Origin of the sequence: Kitasatospora sp. NPDC058046 (assembly GCF_042885595.1) — a bacterium.
Classification (GTDB): Bacteria; Actinomycetota; Actinomycetes; order Streptomycetales; family Streptomycetaceae; genus Kitasatospora.
Genome location: NZ_JBHVRS010000022.1, coordinates 104,209 through 120,408 on the forward strand (window position 1 = coordinate 104,209; position 16,200 = coordinate 120,408).

Consider the following 16,200-nt stretch of genomic DNA (forward strand, 5'->3'; position numbering starts at 1 on the left):
GTCAGACGCCGGCCGTGCCCACCAGCACGCGCTCGGCGCCGGCCGCCACCGGGGTCACCGGCCGGTGGCTGCGGCCCTGACCGCCCTGGCCGAGGTGGCCGTTGAGCGGCCGCAGGTCGGTGACCACGAAGGAGCGCCGCAGCCAGCGGTCGTTCCCGTCGTAGCGCGGGGTGAAGTCGGTGCGCCCGTGCACCGCACGGCGGTTGTCCAGGATGATCAGGTCGCCCGGCCGGAGCACCAGCCCCTTGAGCGTGCGGCGCACGGCCTCCTCCAGCCGCTCCAGCGCGGTCCGCGCCCGCGGCGTGGTCGCGACGGTGGCGTGGAAGTCCACCATGAGGTCCGGGCAGTCCTCCTCGCCGGAGAGGACCGGCATGGGCGCGGTCAGCACCCCCACCGAGGCGTCCGGGACGAAGGAGGAGCTGAACCTGGTCCGGAACTCCGGCCGCCGCAGGGCCGCCACCGTCTCGGCGTCCAGCAGCGGCAGGGCGTCGCCGATCCCGCCGCTGACGGTGGCGGCGACCTGGTCGTGGTCCGCGCGCAGGCAGACCAGGCTGAGGAAGTGCGGCGGGTTGGGGTGGAAGCCGTCCTCCGTGTGGAGCTCCAGCAGGACGGAGCCGCTGTTCTCCTGGCGCTGCTCGGCGCCGCGCTTCGGGCAGACGTCCTGGACCAGCCGGCCGTCCTTCTCGTCGCTGTAGGAGATGGAGCGGCCGAGCATCGACATGACCATGAGCTGGCTGATCGTCGCCACCGGGACCTCCGACCAGGTCGGCTCCGACTCCGGCTGGTCCGGGGTGGCGGGCAGCGTTCCGACCGGCAGGCCGGCGAGCAGGAGGCAGCCGCCGGCGTTGCTGCGGTCGCGGAACGCGATGAGCGCCCGCCGGACCGGGGCCGGCAGCGCGGCGGCCGCCAGCTCGACCGCGTGCAGCAGACCGGCGTCGTGCAGCGAGTGCCCGCGGAAGTCGAGGGCGACGGCCAGCGCGGCCCGGGCGATCTGCTCCGACTCCTCTGCGGTCAGCCGGATGCCGGCGCTGCGGATGTCGGTGTAGGTGAAGTCACTGGTCATGGTGCTGTCCTCTCTCTCGACGGGCCGGCCACGCGCAGGGCCCACTGGCGGCGGGCCCGGTAGACCGGTGCGGGGGCGAAGCCGTTCCAGGCCTGCTCCGGCGGCAGCCAGGCGAGGAAACGGGCCCGCTCCAGGTGGCGGTGGAGGCGGTCGACGAGGCGCCGGCCCCTGGTCATCGCGACGTGGTGGACGTCCACTGCGACGGTGCGGGGCAGGGGCCGCCCGGAGACCAGGACGTTGACCATGTGCACCGCGAGCGCGCCGAACTGGGTCGCCGCCTCCGTGAGTTGGGGAACGCTGTAGTCCGGCCGGGCCAGGCCGCGGCGCAGCTCCCGGTACATCTCGCCGGGGATGTGCGCCCGGGGCGCGATCCGGAAGACCACCTCCCAGGTGTCCAGACGCTCCTCGTCGCCCGGGGCGATCTGGCCGTCGAAGATCTCCCGGACCACCCGGTAGTCGAAGCACTGGGCGGCGAGCATCCCCGCCATGTCCCAGGCCGTCACCAGCGGCTTGCGCTGGCGGCAGGCCTCCTGGTGCAGGCGGATCTTGGCCGCGAGGCCCGAGGGGGTGGTGACGTCGACACCGTCGACGATCACGTCCGCCTGCTCCACCAGCGCCCGGACGTTGGCCGCGGTGATGCCGTCCGGGACGACCCGGGCGTCGACGTGCGGGTTGATCCCGCGCAGCAGATCGACGCCGACGGAGGCCTTGTTCCGGCCCAGGTCGTCCACCGTGGCGTTCTGCCGGTTCAGGTTGTTGAGCTCGTATGTGCCCACGTCGGCCAGGACGAAGTGCCGGTACCCCATCCGTCCGAGCGGCTGGACGGTGGCCCCGCCGATGGAGCCGCAGCCGGCGATCAGCAGGCGCGTCCGGCCGATCCGTTCCTGGAGTTCGTCCGGGATCAGGCCCTGGTTGCGCTGGGTCAGGCACGCGTAGAACTGCGCCTCGTCCAGCTCACGGGCCTGTTCGGGGGTCTCCACGTCGATCGCGGTCATGACCGGGCCTCCAGGAAGTCGACGAGTCGGGAGCGCACCGAGCCCTCCAGGCCGGAGCCGAGCACGGTCCGCAGGTGTTCCAGCGTCGGCCGCAGCGCCCCGTCGTCCGTGAGGACGAAGGGGTACGAGCGCTCCTGCTGGTCCCACATGGGGGCGAAGAGGTCGGTGGGGTCGGGCGGGACGGGTGCGACATCCAGCGTCCGCACCGCGAAGCCCAGCAGGCGCAGCTGGTTGACGGCCCCTTCGAGCTTGCCGTCGCCCACGATCGCGGCGGCAGGGTCGCTGTCCAGCACCTCCAGGCAGCCGGCCGCCCAGGCCAGGTAGACCCACCAGGGGACGCTGACCGCGGCCTGCGAGCGGGGCATCGCGTAGTCGCGGACCAGGCGCTTGCCCTCCCGCACCAGGTGCGAGGGGGTCCGCGGGCCGAGGTGCTCGGCCAGCGGGAGGGCGTAGTCCCGCTCGACGACGAACGGCCGGTGGCCGGGGTCGCCGAGCGGGGTGTCGGCGTGGTCGCGGGCCGCGGCCAGGGTTCCGTAGCCGCGCAGGCGCCCGGTGGACCGTTCCACGACGAGGGTGTGGAAGTCCCGCAGCGCGAACTCGTCGTACGGTTCGGCGCGCAGACCGCGGGCGGCCACCGCGGCCGCGTCGACCCACCCGCGCTGGAGGTACTGCACCAGGCGGAAGCGGTAGACCTGTTCCAGCGCGGCGGCCGGCAGCCGCGCGCCGGCGACGGTCAGGACCAGCAGCCCCTCGGGGCTCACCGCGTGGAAGAGCGGGTCCCCGGTGAGCGACTCCTCCAGGCCCGGCAGGGTGATGTCGGCGCCGTCGCGCAGGAGGTCGTCGCGGTGGCGGTCGGCGAGGGCGGTGGTCATCGGATCTCCGGGACGGAGAACAGCTCGCCGGTGATCACGAGCGCGAGCGCCTCGGGGGAGCCCTCGTAGATCCGCGGCCCGTAGGCGTCCCGCAGGACCCGGTCCATGCCATCCCCGCGCTGGAAGGCCTGGGCGCCGATCAGGGCCATGGCGGCGTCGGCGTTGTCGATGGCGGCGCGGTCGGCGACCAGCTTGGCGACGGCCGGCTCGTACGCGGGGGTCGGGATGACGTTGTCGGCCTTCACCGCGGCGTCCAGGTACAGGGCCCGGGAGGCGGAGACGCGCGCGGCCATGTCGGCGAGCTTGCGCGCGGACATCTGGTGCTCGTACAGCAGCCGGCCGCCCTGCCGGCGGCTGCCGCTCCAGGCGACGGCCCGCTCCAGGGCGTGCCGGGCGATGCCGGTGGCCAGTGCCGCGCAGGTCACCCGGGTCACGTTGCCGATCGCCACGTTGAGGTCCCACCCGCCGGCCAGGCCGTTGAGGACGTTCTCCTCGGGGACCCGGGCGTCGGTGAAGACCAGCTCGCCCGCCGGCGCGGTCCGGTAGCCGACCTTGTCGTGGATCTCGCCGCGGGTGACGCCGTCCTGCTCCAGGTCCGTGACGAAGCAGGTCAGGCCGGTCGATCCGGGCTCGCCCTCCAGGTTGGCCATGACCGTCGCGTACGTCGCCACCGGGGCGTTGGTGATGTACCGCTTGGTGCCGTTCAGCAGGAACTCGCCGCCGGAACGCCTCGCGCTGGTCATCTCCTGGGCGTGCGGCGCGTTCTGCGGGAGCACCAGGTCGGTGCCGTTGCGCTCCTCGGCCACGGCGTTGCACGCCAGGACCGGGTCGGGGCCGAGGAACTTCGGCAGGTAGCGCTCCTGGAGGCGGGTGTCGCCGGAGATCAGGATCGGGGTCTGGAACAGGCCGGTCGCGCCGAAGACCACGGCCATGCCGGGGTCGGCGGCGGCCAGCTCCTCCAGGACGAGCGAGACGGCGATCTGGCTCAGCCCGAGGCCGCCCAGCTCCCGGGGGATCGCCATCCGCAGCAGGCCGACCTGGTGACCGGCGCGGACGGTGTCCCAGTCCACCTGGCCCTTCTCGACGGCGTCGCGCTCGGCGGCGCCGGGGGCCACCTGGTCCTTGGCGAACGCGACCACGGTGCGCAGGGCGTCCGCCTCGTGGGCGGCGAGCAGCGGGTGGTCGGCGGGGGAGTGGAGGGTGGACATGGGTGCTCCTTGTCTGGGGTGGTGGACGTCCGGAGGGCTCGGAGTCCGGGATTCCGGACTCCGGGTGCTCAGCGGCCGAGGCCGAAGGCCGCCAGGGCCTGGCCGAAAGCGAAGGTCTGCATCACCGGGCCGTGCGAGGACAGCCGGCGGCCGGTGACGGAGCGCATGAAGGTGCGTCGGCCGGAGGTGATGTCCAGCAGGTCGGCCCAGCTGATTCGCAGCACGTGGGTCGGAGCGTCGTCGGTGGTCCGGCCCCGCGGGTCGAGGGTCACCTCGGTGTCGGGGTCGCTGAGGACGAAGCGGACGGTGGCCCCCGCGGCGGCCCACTCGGGCGCGGCCTGGGCGGCCGCGGCGAGGGCCGTGACGGTCTTCTCGGGCGAAATGGTCATGGGGAACCCCTGGGAAGTGGTGATCGAGGAGGTCCCCAGTTATAGATCAGGACCGTGATCCACTTCACCGTGACGACCGCACCCTGGGGAGTTATGGTTACCCCGAAGTAACAGCCGGTCCACGGGGGGAGACCGAAATGAATGGTGACTGTCTTGCGCGTCTGGTAATGGACCGCATTGGCGAGCGGTGGACGATGCTCGCCTGTCAGCAGATTTCCGCCGGTGCGCGACGATTCTGCGATCTGAAATCCGGCATGGAGGGCGTTTCGGGCAAGGTGCTGTCCGAGACGCTGGTCCGCCTGGAGCGGGACGGCTTCATCGGGCGCCGGGTCGTCGGGAGCCGTCCGCCGGCCGTGATGTACGAGCTCACGCCCATGGGGGAGAGCCTGTTGCGACTGGTCGAGGGCATCGTCGCCTGGTCGGAACTGTACGGCGAGGACATCGAGCGGGCGCGCCAGGCGTACGCGGACCTCGAACTGGCCGCCGTCGGCTGACCGGGGCGCCGGACGCGCGATCGTACGGGATCAGGGCGTCGTTCCGGTGCGGTGCAACCGGCCGAAACATTGTGGAAATGATTTCTTCGCACGCGCGGCCCGGCGAATAGCCGGTCGACCGCGGGCCCGGCCCATTCCGCACCGCGGAACCGGCCGGGTCCGCGGCGGTGCGGAAGTCCGCGGGAGAAATCGGGAAAGGCGCTGAATTGTCCGGCTTTCCCGTTCCCGCCTCAGGGGCCCGGCGGGGTCAGGCGACGAAGTGGTCGAACTCGCCGGCCTTGGCGCCGCGGACCCAGGCGTTGAACTTGATGCGGGTGGTGGTGACGACGAGGGTGGGGTCGTTGGACTGCCGGATGTAGACGTGGTCGCCCGCGGAGGCGATCTCGATCCAGTCATCCTTGTCGCTGCTGGTGCTGGACCTCTGCCAGTCGAGGTGGTCCACGGATGCCCTCCTGGTGGTGCGTGGCGGCCGGAACGAGGGTACTGCTCCCTGTGCACGGGTGGCGGCATCGTTTCGGTCATGTCAATTCGTGCGAGACGTTGTGCTATTCCATTGGGGTGTCAGTCGTTCCTACACTGAAGCCCCGCCGCACGGGGGCTGCGGGAGGCAGGTTTGCCGACGGGCCCGGGGGAGGCGCGTGTGACTGACCGGGGCTGGGACGAGGACGACGCCCGGCCGTACTTCTTCCTCTCCTACGCGCACACCCCCAAGGCCGGTGCGCGGGGCGCGAGCGACCCGAACCACTGGGTCAGGCAGTTGTACCGGGACCTCTGCGAGGCGGTGCTGCAGCTCACCACCGTCCCGGACGGGGTCGCGGTCGGCTTCATGGACGAGTCCATGCACCAGGGCGAGTTGTGGGCCGAACGGCTGTCCGACGAGTTGGCGACGTGCCGGGTCTTCGTACCCCTGTACTCCCCGAGGTACTTCAACAGCGTTCCGTGCGGCCAGGAGTGGCACGCCTTCACCCGTCGGCCGGTCTACCCGGCGAACCTCGACTCCGAGCGCACCAGCGGCATCGTGCCGGTGCTGTGGGCGCCGATGAGCCGCTACCGGCTGCCGAACGTGGCCAGTGAACTCCAGTTCAACCACACGAGCTTCGGACCCGAGTACGCCACCGAGGGGCTCTACGCGCTGATGAAGCTCAGCTACTTCCGCTCCTCCTACGAGCTGGCCGTGCACCGGCTGGCGGCCCGGATCGTCCAGGTCGCCGAGGAGACGGTGATCCCGGTCGGGCGGCGGCTGGAGTTCAACACCCTCCCGAGCGCCTTCAACGTCACCGCCCCGACCAAGCAGCTGCGGATCTCCGTACTCTCCTACCACCAGAACGAGTTGCCCGCCGACCGCAGCCCCGACTACTACGGCGAACGGCGCACCGACTGGCACCCGTACCGGCCGGTCGGCTCGCCGATCGCCCAGCACGCGGCCCGTCTCGCCCGGCAGTTGGGGTTCCAGCCGACCGTGCACGAGTTCGACGACGAGGTCGAGTCGATCATCGACGGCAACGCCGAGGCGCCCGGCTTGCTGCTGCTCGACCGCTGGGCGCTGCGCGACCCGCGCCGGCGCGAACTGGTCCGGCGCTTCGACCGCTCGGACGCCACTTGGGTGAGCATCCTGGAGCCGTTCAACGGCGACGACCCCGAGTGCGCCGAACGCTCCGACGAACTCGGCGACTTGAGCGACGATGCGCTGCGCATCACCCGGCGCGCGAGCCGGCCGAGCTTCCTCGGCGCGACCGGCCCGACCGGGCTGCACACGCTGGAGGACTTCGACGACGCGCTGCCCCGGGCGGCGATGAAGGCCAAGTACGCCTTCGAGGGCCGCACCCGGGCCGAACCGGAGGAACCGCCGCCACCGCGGCCGAGCCTGCGGGACGCGTTCCGGCGCCCAGGAGGCGGGTACGGGTCGGACGGAGCCCCGGCGGACCCCTTCGGGGACGACCAGGGGGACGATCCCGCCGACAGCAGAAGCAACGGCAACGGCCGCACCCAGCACCGGAGTCGGAACAACGGCAACGACCCGCACCGCGAGCACGCACCGTACCGCGACGACGGCGATGAACCCGATGACGGGATGGCGCCCTTGGGAGGACGAGGACCGCAATGAGTGAGCGAAGCGAACGAATCATCGGAGGGTGCGTGTCTCGCGAAGCGACCGCCGAGCGCAGCGAGGTGGCCGCATGAGCGACAACGTCACCAGGAACCTGCGCCTCGGCGGGCTCACCGCCGCCGACCTGGCCGCCCAGCGGCAGGCGGCGGAGCAGGACCGCAACGGCCGGATCATCACCTTCTACTCGTACAAGGGCGGCACCGGCCGCACCATGGCGCTCGCCAACACCGCCTGGATCCTGGCCGCCAACGGGTTCCGGGTGCTCACCGTGGACTGGGACCTGGAGGCGCCCGGCCTCGCCAAGTTCTTCCACCCGTTCCTCGACCAGGCCTCGCTGGCCGGCACCACCGGCATGATGGACCTGATCGCCGAGTACCGGGAGGAGGCGCTGCGCCCGGTCGAGCACGCCGAGGGCTGGCACCTGGACTTCGCCCGGGTGCACCCGCACGCGCTCTCGCTCATCTGGCCGCACTTCCCGGCCGGCGGCAGCCTGGACTTCCTCTCCGCGGGCCAGTTCAACCGCGACTACTCCGAGGCCGTCACCCACCTCGACTGGGACATCTTCTACGACCGCTTCGACGGCGGGCAGTTCTTCGACGCCCTCAAGGCCGACATGGCCAAGCGCTACGACTACGTGCTGATCGACTCCCGCACCGGCCTGTCCGACATCGCCGAGATCTGCACCGTCCAGATGCCCGACGACCTGGTGGTCTGCTTCACCCTCAGCGACCAGTCCATCGACGGCGCCTCCCGGATCGCCCAGCACATCCACGACCGCTACCGCGAGCGCGGCATCCGCATCCTGCCCGTCCCGATGCGCATCGACGAGGGCGAGAAGGAGAAGGCGGACGCCGGCCGCGCCCTCGCCCGGGTCCGCTTCGACGGGCTGCCGACCGGCTTCGAGGGCGAGGAACTCGCCCAGTACTGGGGCTCGGTGGAGATCCCGTACCGGCCGTTCTACGCCTACGAGGAGATCCTCGCGACCTTCGGCGACCAGACCGGCACGCCCACCTCGATGCTGGCCGCCTGCGAGCGGCTCACCTCCATGATCACCGAGGGCCGGGCGGCCGGCCTGCCGCCGATGGACGAGGAGGTGCGGCTGCGCTACGTGGACGCGTTCACCCGCCGCCGCCCGTCCGTGCCCGCCGACCTCTACCTGTCCTACGTCCCCGAGGACCGGATGTGGGCGGACTGGATCGAGTCCGTCCTGACCAGGGCCGGCTTCCGGGTGCTGCCGCGCGACCTCAGCGCCGGCACCGACCCGCGCGAGGAGACCGAGCGCGGCATCGACTCCGCGTACCGGACGGTCGCCGTGCTCTCGCCCGCCTACCAGCGCTCCCCGCAGGCGCGGGCGCTGTGGGAGTCGGTGGTCAGCTCCGACCCCTCCGGCACCCGGCGCCAGCTGCTGCCGGTCCGGGTCGGCGACGTCCGGCTCACCGCGCCGTTCAGCAACCGCAACCCGGTCGACCTGGTCGGCCGTGACGAGACCCAGTCGATCCAGAGCCTGCTGCGCGCGCTCGGCCGCGGCGACTCCCCGCTCGACGAAGCGCCCAGCGGCGGCCCGCGCTTCCCCGGCAGCAAGCCCTCGGTGTGGGACGTCCCGCCGCGCAACCCCTCCTTCACCGGCCGCGCCGCCGTCCTGGAGCAGCTGCGCAACCAGCTGCGCGGCGGCATGGCGGCCGTGCTGCCCACCCCGCAGACCCTGTACGGGCTCGGCGGCGTCGGCAAGACCCAGGTGGCCCTGGAGTACGCCCACCGCTTCATGTCCGACTACGACCTGGTCTGGTGGATCGACGCCGAGCAGATCGAGCTGGTCGCCCCGGCGCTCGCCGAACTCGCCCGCCGGCTCGGCCTGCGGGTCGGCGACTCGGTCACCGAGGCGGCCGAGGCGGCCCGGGAGGCGCTGCGGCGCGGCGTGCCCACCTCGCGCTGGCTGCTGATCTTCGACAACGCCGACGAGCCCGCCGAGATCCGCCGGTTCTTCCCCGGCGGCTCCGGCCACATCCTGGTCACCTCCCGGAACCAGGCCTGGACCGGGCACGCCGAGGCGCTGGAGGTCGACGTCTTCACCCGCGGGGAGAGCGTCGAGCACCTGTGCCGGCGCGCCCGCAGCCTCTCCCGCCCGGACGCCGACCGGGTCGCCGAGGCGGTCGGCGACCTGCCGCTGGCCGTCGAGGTGGCCGCCGCCTGGCTGGACACCACCGGCACCCCGGTGGAGACCTACGTCTCCCAGCTGCACGCCGAGGCCGCCCGCGCGCTGGCCGTCGGCCGCCCGGCCGACTACCCGACCCCGGTCGCCGCGACCTGGAACGTGTCGATCGGACGGCTGCGCCAGCAGTCCCCGGCGGCCGTCCGGCTGCTCCAGCTCTGCGCGTTCTTCGCGCCCGAGCCGATCTCGATGAACCTCTTCTACAGCGACCAGATGATCCGGGCGCTGGTGCGGTTCGACGCCGACCTCAGCGACAAGTTCATGCTGGGCAAGGTGATCCAGGCGATCGGCCGGTACGCGCTGGCCAAGGTCGACGCCGGCAGCAACAGCTTCCAGGTGCACCGGCTCGTCCAGGCGGTGATCCGGGCCGGGATGACCGCCGACGAGCAGGAGGTCGCCGTCCACGAGGTGCACCGCATCCTCACCGGCGCCCGGCCCGTCCTCGGCGACACCGACGACCCGGCCAACTGGCCCGCCTTCGACGAGATCTGGCCGCACCTGTCGCCGTCCAAGGCGCACAACTGCGACGAGGCGGACACCCGCCAGCTGCTCATCGACCGGGTCCGCTACCTGTGGAAGCGCGGCGAGCTCGACCGCGCCCGCGACCTCGGCCACGCCCTGGACGTGGAGTGGACCGGCAAGCTGGGCGAGGACGACCGGCAGACCCTGCTGCTGCGCTTCCAGCTCGCCAACGTGCTGCGCTCCCAGGGGAACTACGGCGAGGCGCTGGCCCTGGATGAGGACACCCTGGAGCGCCAGCGGGCCCTGCTCGGCGAGCACCACCCGTACACCCTGATGACGGCCGGCTCGCTCGGCGCCGACCGCAGGGCGCTCGGCCGGTTCCAGGCCGCCCTCGACCTCGACCGCGAAATCCTCGACCAGTTCCGCGAGTTGTTCGGCGACGACAACCCGCGCACGCTCTCCATGGCGAACAACCTGGCGATCGACTACCGGCTGGTCGGCGACAGCGAGGCGGCCCGCGAACTCGACCAGGAGACCCTCGACCGGCGCACCGCCGTCCTCGGCCCCAAGCACCCCTACACCCTGTCCACCAAGTCCAACCTGGCCCGCGACCTGCGCGAACTCGGTGACTACCGCGGCTCGGTGGACCTGCTCCAGGAGGTCACCTCCGACCTCGGCGACGTGCTCGACCCGGACCTGCCGGAGAACCTGCGCAACGCCAAGTCGCTGGCCGTCTCGCTGCGCCGGATCGGCCAGCTCGCCGAGGCCCGCCGGATCACCAAGGAGACCTACGAGCGCTACCTGGAGCGCTACGGCGCCGACGCCCCCGACGCGCTCGCCTGCGCGCTCAACCTGGCCGCCGACCACAGCGCCTCCGGCGACAAGGAGGCCGCCCGCGACCTCTGCTCCACCGTCTTCGAGGGCCACCGGCGGCTGTTCGGCGACGAGCACCCGTTCACCCTGGCCTGCGCCAACAACCTCGGCATCTACCTGCGGGGCAGCGGCGACGTCCCGGGCGCCATCGAGCGCGGCCGGATCACCTTCGAGGGGCTGACCCGCTCGGTCGGGCCGGAGCACCCGTACACCCTCAACGCGATGATCAACCTGGCCAACGCCTACGGCGACGACGGGCAGCTGGACCGCGCCGAGCGGCTCGGCCGGGCCGCGTACCAGGGGCTCTGCGACCGCTACAGCGCCCAGCACCCGGACGCGGTGGCCTGCGAGGCCAACCTGGCGATCACCCTGCGGTCGGGCGGGCGGCACACCCAGGCGGCCGAACTGCGGGCCCGGGCGATCTCCGAGCTGATCCGGCAGTTCGGCGAGGAGCACCCCAACACGGTCGCCGCGCGCGGCTGGAAGCGGATCAACCGGGACCTGGAGCCGCAGCCGGTCTGACCGGGCAGGGGGCGGGGTACGCTGCCGGACCATGAGCACCCCGCCCCCGGTCTTGGTCACCCGGCGCCTCGCCCCCGGCGTCATCGAACGGCTCACCGCGCACCACGCCGTCACCTGCCACGACTCCGACCTGGCGATGGACCGGGCCGCCCTGCTGGACGCCGTCCGCGGCCGGCGGGCCGTGATCACCACCCTGGACGACCGGGTGGACGCCGAGTTCCTCGACGCGGCCGGCCCGGGGCTGGCGGTCGTCGCCAACCACGCCGTCGGCTACCACAACGTGGACGTGGCCGCCTGCGCCGAACGCGGGGTGCTGGTCACCAACACCCCCGGCGTGCTCACCACCGCCACCGCCGACATGGCCTGGGCGCTGCTGCTGGCCGCCACCCGCCGGCTCGGCGAGGGCGAGCGGCTGCTGCGCTCCGGCGCGCCCTGGACCTGGGCGCCGAACTTCCTGCTCGGCATGGAGCTGGCCGGCACCCCGCTGGGCGTGCTCGGCATGGGCCGGATCGGCCAGGCGGTGGCCCGCCGGGCCCGCGCCTTCGACATGCCGGTCGGCTACCACAACCGCCGCGAACTGCCGCCCGAGCAGGCCGGGGGCGCCGACTGGAAGCCGTTGGAGGAACTGCTCGCCACCTCCACCGTGCTGGTCGTCACCTGCCCGTTCACCGCCGACACCCGGCACCTGCTGGACGCCCGCCGGCTCGCCCTGCTGCCGCGCGGCGCGGTGGTGGTCAGCATGACCGCGGGCGTGGTGGACGAGGAGGCGCTGGCCGCCGCGCTGGAGTCCGGCGCGCTGTTCGCCGCCGCCGTGGACAACTTCGAGCGCGAGCCGGCCGTCCCGGCCGCGCTGCTCGCCCAGGAGCGCGCCGTGCTCGCCCCGCACCTGGGCAGCGCCACCGTCCGCACCCGGCAGGCGATGGGCGGCCTGGCGGTGGACAACGTGCTGGCGGTGCTCGGCGGTTCGGCGCCGCTGACGCCGGTGGTCCAGCTCATCTGACGGCCGCTCAGCGCCCCGGACGCCGGTGGAGGTCCGAACCCCCCGGGGCACCCCAGCCGGCCGCCCAGGCCAGCGCGGTGGTCATCACCCGGAACGCCCCGAAGTGCGCGGCGCCGGGCTCCAGGAACAGCTCGGCGTCCGGGATGTGGTCGGCCAGCCAGCGGGAGTGGTCGACCGGCGAGAACTGGTCGTCCGCGCCGTGCCAGAGCCAGGTCGGCACCCGGACCGACCCGACCTCGAACCCCCAGTCGGCGGTGAAGGCCAGCACGTCGTCGATCCAGCCGTCCGCGCCGTGCCGGAACGCCTCCCGGTAGTTGCTCTGGAGCATCCGCCGCAGCCCGCTGTCGGCCACCACCTCCCGGTCGGCGGCGGAGAGTTCGGTGCGCAGCCCGTTCAGCAGCCGGACCGGGTCGTCCTTGATCTGCCGGGAGCGGAACTCCATCGCGTCGGCGATCCGGCCGTGCCCGCGCTCGGCCTCCTTGTAGGCGCGGACGTTGGACGGGGTCATCCCCGCGTACCAGTCCAGTCCGGTCGCGTTGCGCGGGGCCAGGCCGACCAGCACCGCCGCCCGGCTGACCCGCTCCGGCAGCAGCGCCGCGCAGGCCAGCGCGTGCGGGCCGCCGCCGGAGCGGCCGAGCACCGCGAAGTTCTCCAGCCCGAACTCGTCCGCGATGGTCCGCACGTCCGCGGCCGCCGCGCTCACCCGGCGGCCGAACAGCCGGGTCGAGTCGCCGTAGCCGGGCCGGTCGTACGAGATGAGCCGTACGCCCAGCCGGTACAGCACGGTGCTGCGCGGGTGCGGGCCGACCCGGCTGCCGGGCATGCCGTGCAGCAGGAAGACCGGACGGCCGCGCGGGTCGCCGAGGGACTCCACGGCGAGGGCGCGGTCGTCCGCCGTCTTGACCGTCCGTAACGACACCTGCGGCCTCCTCAGTGCTCCGGGTCGGTTGCGTGCTCCCGGTCAGTGGTGGTGCGCACCTCCCGGCGCGCCTGCCAGGTGGTGTGCTCGCGGGAGATCGCGTCCTCGGCGTCCCGGGCCAGGCGGGCCCAGACCTCCTCGGCCTCCATCGACTCCAGGTCCAGCTGGGCGAGTTGGCGCTGGACCTGCGCCAGCTCCTCGGCGGCCAGGGCGTACGCGGCGGCCAGCGGCCGGTACTGGCGCAGCTGCGCCCAGGCGGCGACCGAGGCGGCCACCGCCGACACCGTGCCCAGCGCGTCGTAGCCGAACGCGCCGAGCGCCCGCAGGACGGCGAGCACCAGGCCCAGCGCGGGCAGCAGCACGCCCAGCACCCCGGCCCAGTGCCCGGCGCGGGCGCAGTAGCGGGCCTTGGCGCGGTACCAGTCGTGCTGCAGCCGGATCCGCTCGGCCAGGTACACCTCGCGGCGCACCGCCAGCGGCTGCCCGCGCAGGTCGCGCATCGCCGGGGTGATCTCCACCCCGGCGTCCGGGACGCCCACCGGGGTCTCCCGGAACGCGCCGAGCACCCGGGCGAGCTGGAAGCGGTACAGCCCCTCGGCGTCCGGCAGGGGGCGCGGCGGGGGCTGGTAGGCGTCGGCCCGGACGGCGTACTTCCAGGCCAGCGTCTTCACCGACTCGGCGGCCGCCCGGCCCTCGTACCAGAGGCCCTGCGGGTTCTGCCGGCTGATCACCACGGCCAGCGCGATCGCGCCGAGGTAGGCCGCCGCCGCCGGCCAGGCCCAGGGCTCGCCGTCGGCGGAGCCGGTCGCCGCGGCGACCACCAGCAGGACCAGCTCCCAGGCGGAGAGCAGCACCGAGCGCCGCTGCCCGCGCAGTGAGGCCGCGTCGGCGGCCCAGAAGAACTCGGGCAGCAGGTCCCGCTCACGCACCCACCCGGTCCGTCCCGCAACAGACGCCATGTTCGGCCCCCACCAGTCGCTCCGGTCGCACCGCTCTCCTGCCCCGGGCGGCTCGCCGGTACGCCTGGTGACGGCCGGGGCGGCCGGATGTGGCCGGGAAGACCCGGTGGTTGTCCGGTACTCCCCGTGTTCGGTCCGGCACCCAGCGTGCGGGAGGCGGTGGGGGCGTGCGGCGGCCGACGGGTGTGCGCGGGCGACCTGCCGGTGCGGACCGGCGGGTTCACCCGGGCGGGAGTGCGGCTCAGTAGGTGTAGAAGACCCGCTCGGCGTTCTCGGCCATCTGCTTCGCGTTCCACTCGGTGCCGCCCGGGACGTTGCCGGAGCGGAACAGCGGCGGCGCGGGGCACTCCCCGGCGGCCGCCCGGTCGGCCAGCCGGCCGACCGCCGAGGCGACCACGGCCTGCATCAGCGCGCTGGTCACGATGGTGGAGACCGGGCCGAAGGTGGTCTCGGCGCCGGGGTGGGTCAGCTCGCCGTCGCCGACCGCGATCTTGCTGTCCAGCACCACGTCGCAGTGGTCCTTCAGGTAGGTGCCGGTCGGGTGCGCCGAGGGCACCTCCCGCGGGTACGCGAGCGAGGTCACACCGACGACCTTGAGGCCGCGGTCCCGGGCGTACCGGGCCAGCTCGACCGGCATCACCTGGCGGCCGGAGAGCGAGATCACGAACAGCAGGTCCCCGGCGGTCGCCGGGGTCAGGTCCAGGGTGGCGGTGGCCAGCCCGGAGACCCGCTCCAGCGCGCTGGACAGCGGCGCGGGCATCACCGTCACCCCGGCCATCCCGGGCACGTTCAGCAGGTTCACCGGGACCAGCCCGCCGGCCCGGTAGACCACGTCCTGGGCCGGCAGCGCGGAGTGCCCGGCACCGAAGGTGAACACCCGGCGACCTTCGGTCATCGCCTCCGCCAGCAGCGCGGCGGCAGCCTCGATGGTGTCGGCCTCCTCCTCGCGGACCCGCTGGAGGTGGGAGATCGCCGCGTCGAAGTACCGGCCGACCAGGTCGTTCATCTGCTGCCTTCGCTCTCTGCCGGTGGGGGATCCGGCCGGGTGGGGTGGTCCGGGTGGTCCAGACCGCCGGTGGAGAAAGCTTCGGCGAGCACGGTCGCGCCCCGGCGGCATCGTTGTCAACAGGAACAAAACGGGTCCCCGGAGCCCCGGGGCGGACCCGGTTGTCGGTCCGGTACGTCAGAATTGGCGGTGAGGACACCGAAGAACGGAGCCAGCGGCGATGTCTGGGCTGATCGACACCACTGAGATGTACCTTCGCACCATCCTGGAGCTGGAGGAGGAGGGCATCGTCCCGATGCGCGCCCGCATCGCCGAGCGCCTGGAACAGAGCGGTCCCACGGTCAGCCAGACGGTCGGCCGGATGGAGCGCGACGGGCTGCTCCAGGTCGCCGGGGACCGCCACCTGGAGCTGACCGAGGAGGGCCGCCGGCTGGCGGTGCGCGTCATGCGCAAGCACCGCATCGCCGAGTGCCTGCTCGTCGACGTGATCGGCCTGGAGTGGGAGCAGGTGCACGAGGAGGCCTGCCGCTGGGAGCACGTGATGAGCGAGACGGTCGAGCGCAAGGTGCTCGCCATGCTCGGCCACCCCACCCAGTCCCCGTACGGCAACCCGATCCCGGGCCTGGACGAGCTGGGCGACACCAAGGCCGAGGGCGAGGGCTTCGACGCCGGGCTCGTCCCGCTGGACACCGTCAAGCCGGGCGAGGCCGGGGCCGACGTCGTGGTCCGCCGGATCGGCGAGCCGATCCAGACGGACAGCGCGCTGATGAGCACCCTGCGCCGGGCCGGCGTCCGGCCGGGCTCCACGGTCAAGGTGAGCGCCGGCGTCGGCGGCGTGCTGGTCGGCACCGGGGACAACGCGGCGGAGCTGGGCAAGGACATCGCCCAGCACGTCTTCGTCGCCCAGGCCTGAGCCCGTACGGCGCCGGGGTACTCCGGTACGGCGAAGGGGCCCGCTGCTCCCCGTGCAGCGGGCCCCTTCGTCCTCCCCATCCCCTCCGTCCCCTCCTGTTCCCTCCCGCTTCCCCTCCGTCGCCGCCGCCCGGCTTCCCCGTCCGAGCGCCCCTGCCGGCGTCCCCACACATCGCAATTCCTCCCCTCGGCCGATCATGGCAATCCTTG

Annotated in this window: 14 protein-coding genes; 5 read left to right on the top strand and 9 right to left on the bottom strand. The window is 73.1% G+C overall.

The genetic code is table 11. The features are described 5' to 3' along the window. Position 1 precedes the first annotated feature (1 nt). The 5 genes from ACFVU7_RS34715 to ACFVU7_RS34735 form a co-directional block, all read right to left on the bottom strand. Complete coding sequence (locus tag ACFVU7_RS34715) at positions 2-1,063, bottom strand: TauD/TfdA family dioxygenase (protein ID WP_388049205.1); 1,062 nt, start codon at positions 1,061-1,063, stop codon at positions 2-4. Further along, on the bottom strand, positions 1,060-2,058 hold the full coding sequence (locus ACFVU7_RS34720; protein ID WP_388049208.1) for a ThiF family adenylyltransferase: 999 nt from the start codon (positions 2,056-2,058) through the stop codon (positions 1,060-1,062). Before ACFVU7_RS34720 ends, ACFVU7_RS34715 begins: the two co-directional genes overlap by 4 nt. After that, positions 2,055-2,930 carry a hypothetical protein gene (locus ACFVU7_RS34725; protein ID WP_388049211.1) on the bottom strand — a complete coding sequence of 292 codons (876 nt, stop codon included), beginning with the start codon at positions 2,928-2,930 and terminating at the stop codon, positions 2,055-2,057. The genes ACFVU7_RS34720 and ACFVU7_RS34725 overlap by 4 nt, the downstream gene beginning before the upstream one ends. Continuing rightward, positions 2,927-4,138, bottom strand: a complete 1,212-nt coding sequence (locus tag ACFVU7_RS34730; RefSeq protein ID WP_074005496.1) for an acyl-CoA dehydrogenase family protein — start codon at positions 4,136-4,138, stop codon at positions 2,927-2,929. Before ACFVU7_RS34730 ends, ACFVU7_RS34725 begins: the two co-directional genes overlap by 4 nt. Positions 4,139-4,206: 68 nt before the next feature. Beyond that, positions 4,207-4,527 carry a hypothetical protein gene (locus tag ACFVU7_RS34735; protein WP_387830418.1) on the bottom strand — a complete coding sequence of 107 codons (321 nt, stop codon included), beginning with the start codon at positions 4,525-4,527 and terminating at the stop codon, positions 4,207-4,209. Positions 4,528-4,664: 137 nt separating this feature from the next. Between ACFVU7_RS34735 and ACFVU7_RS34740 the strand changes: the two genes are divergently transcribed. Continuing rightward, positions 4,665-5,021 carry a helix-turn-helix domain-containing protein gene (locus ACFVU7_RS34740; RefSeq protein ID WP_063780062.1) on the top strand — a complete coding sequence of 119 codons (357 nt, stop codon included), beginning with the start codon at positions 4,665-4,667 and terminating at the stop codon, positions 5,019-5,021. Between the two features lie 247 nt (positions 5,022-5,268). Here the strand turns inward: ACFVU7_RS34740 and ACFVU7_RS34745 are convergent, their stop codons facing one another. Continuing rightward, positions 5,269-5,463, bottom strand: coding sequence for a DUF397 domain-containing protein (locus tag ACFVU7_RS34745; protein ID WP_074005498.1), 195 nt, complete (start codon positions 5,461-5,463; stop codon positions 5,269-5,271). A 198-nt stretch (positions 5,464-5,661) separates the two neighbouring features. Here ACFVU7_RS34745 and ACFVU7_RS34750 point away from each other — a divergent pair, with 198 nt between their 5' ends. The 3 genes from ACFVU7_RS34750 (at position 5,662) to ACFVU7_RS34760 (ending at position 12,194) form a co-directional block, all read left to right on the top strand. Beyond that, complete coding sequence (locus ACFVU7_RS34750) at positions 5,662-7,125, top strand: TIR-like protein FxsC (protein ID WP_074005499.1); 1,464 nt, start codon at positions 5,662-5,664, stop codon at positions 7,123-7,125. Between the two features lie 73 nt (positions 7,126-7,198). Then, the gene (gene fxsT, locus ACFVU7_RS34755) at positions 7,199-11,194 is read left to right on the top strand and encodes an FxSxx-COOH system tetratricopeptide repeat protein (protein ID WP_375876388.1); all 3,996 of its coding nucleotides are present in this window, start codon (positions 7,199-7,201) and stop codon (positions 11,192-11,194) included. A gap of 31 nt (positions 11,195-11,225) precedes the next feature. Continuing rightward, positions 11,226-12,194: a 2-hydroxyacid dehydrogenase gene (locus ACFVU7_RS34760; RefSeq protein ID WP_380740008.1), complete on the top strand. Its 969-nt coding sequence runs from the start codon at positions 11,226-11,228 to the stop codon at positions 12,192-12,194. A 7-nt stretch (positions 12,195-12,201) separates the two neighbouring features. Here the strand turns inward: ACFVU7_RS34760 and ACFVU7_RS34765 are convergent, their stop codons facing one another. The 3 genes from ACFVU7_RS34765 to ACFVU7_RS34775 all read right to left on the bottom strand — a co-directional run bounded on the left by ACFVU7_RS34765 (position 12,202) and on the right by ACFVU7_RS34775 (position 15,078). After that, positions 12,202-13,113 carry an alpha/beta fold hydrolase gene (locus ACFVU7_RS34765; RefSeq protein WP_049649964.1) on the bottom strand — a complete coding sequence of 304 codons (912 nt, stop codon included), beginning with the start codon at positions 13,111-13,113 and terminating at the stop codon, positions 12,202-12,204. An 11-nt stretch (positions 13,114-13,124) separates the two neighbouring features. Beyond that, entirely contained in the window at positions 13,125-14,042 is a 918-nt protein-coding gene (locus tag ACFVU7_RS34770) for a DUF4231 domain-containing protein (RefSeq protein WP_049649965.1), read from the bottom strand. Positions 14,043-14,313: 271 nt separating this feature from the next. Then, complete coding sequence (locus tag ACFVU7_RS34775; RefSeq protein ID WP_049649966.1) at positions 14,314-15,078, bottom strand: sugar isomerase domain-containing protein; 765 nt, start codon at positions 15,076-15,078, stop codon at positions 14,314-14,316. A 220-nt stretch (positions 15,079-15,298) separates the two neighbouring features. On the opposite strand from ACFVU7_RS34775, the gene ACFVU7_RS34780 reads away from it, so the two are divergent. Next, complete coding sequence (locus tag ACFVU7_RS34780) at positions 15,299-15,991, top strand: metal-dependent transcriptional regulator (RefSeq protein ID WP_049649967.1); 693 nt, start codon at positions 15,299-15,301, stop codon at positions 15,989-15,991. Positions 15,992-16,200 lie beyond the last annotated feature (209 nt).

Excerpts from the sequence above, each read along its gene's own strand:
- ACFVU7_RS34715 (WP_388049205.1), bottom strand. The coding sequence starts at position 1,063 with ATGACCAGTGACTTCACCTACACCGACATCCGCAGCGCCGGCATCCGG.
- ACFVU7_RS34740 (WP_063780062.1), top strand. The coding sequence starts at position 4,665 with ATGAATGGTGACTGTCTTGCGCGTCTGGTAATGGACCGCATTGGCGAG.
- ACFVU7_RS34780 (WP_049649967.1), top strand. The coding sequence starts at position 15,299 with ATGTCTGGGCTGATCGACACCACTGAGATGTACCTTCGCACCATCCTG.
- fxsT (WP_375876388.1), top strand. The coding sequence starts at position 7,199 with ATGAGCGACAACGTCACCAGGAACCTGCGCCTCGGCGGGCTCACCGCC.
- ACFVU7_RS34720 (WP_388049208.1), bottom strand. The coding sequence starts at position 2,058 with ATGACCGCGATCGACGTGGAGACCCCCGAACAGGCCCGTGAGCTGGAC.
- ACFVU7_RS34735 (WP_387830418.1), bottom strand. The coding sequence starts at position 4,527 with ATGACCATTTCGCCCGAGAAGACCGTCACGGCCCTCGCCGCGGCCGCC.
- ACFVU7_RS34760 (WP_380740008.1), top strand. The coding sequence starts at position 11,226 with ATGAGCACCCCGCCCCCGGTCTTGGTCACCCGGCGCCTCGCCCCCGGC.
- ACFVU7_RS34775 (WP_049649966.1), bottom strand. The coding sequence starts at position 15,078 with ATGAACGACCTGGTCGGCCGGTACTTCGACGCGGCGATCTCCCACCTC.
- ACFVU7_RS34725 (WP_388049211.1), bottom strand. The coding sequence starts at position 2,930 with ATGACCACCGCCCTCGCCGACCGCCACCGCGACGACCTCCTGCGCGAC.
- ACFVU7_RS34730 (WP_074005496.1), bottom strand. The coding sequence starts at position 4,138 with ATGTCCACCCTCCACTCCCCCGCCGACCACCCGCTGCTCGCCGCCCAC.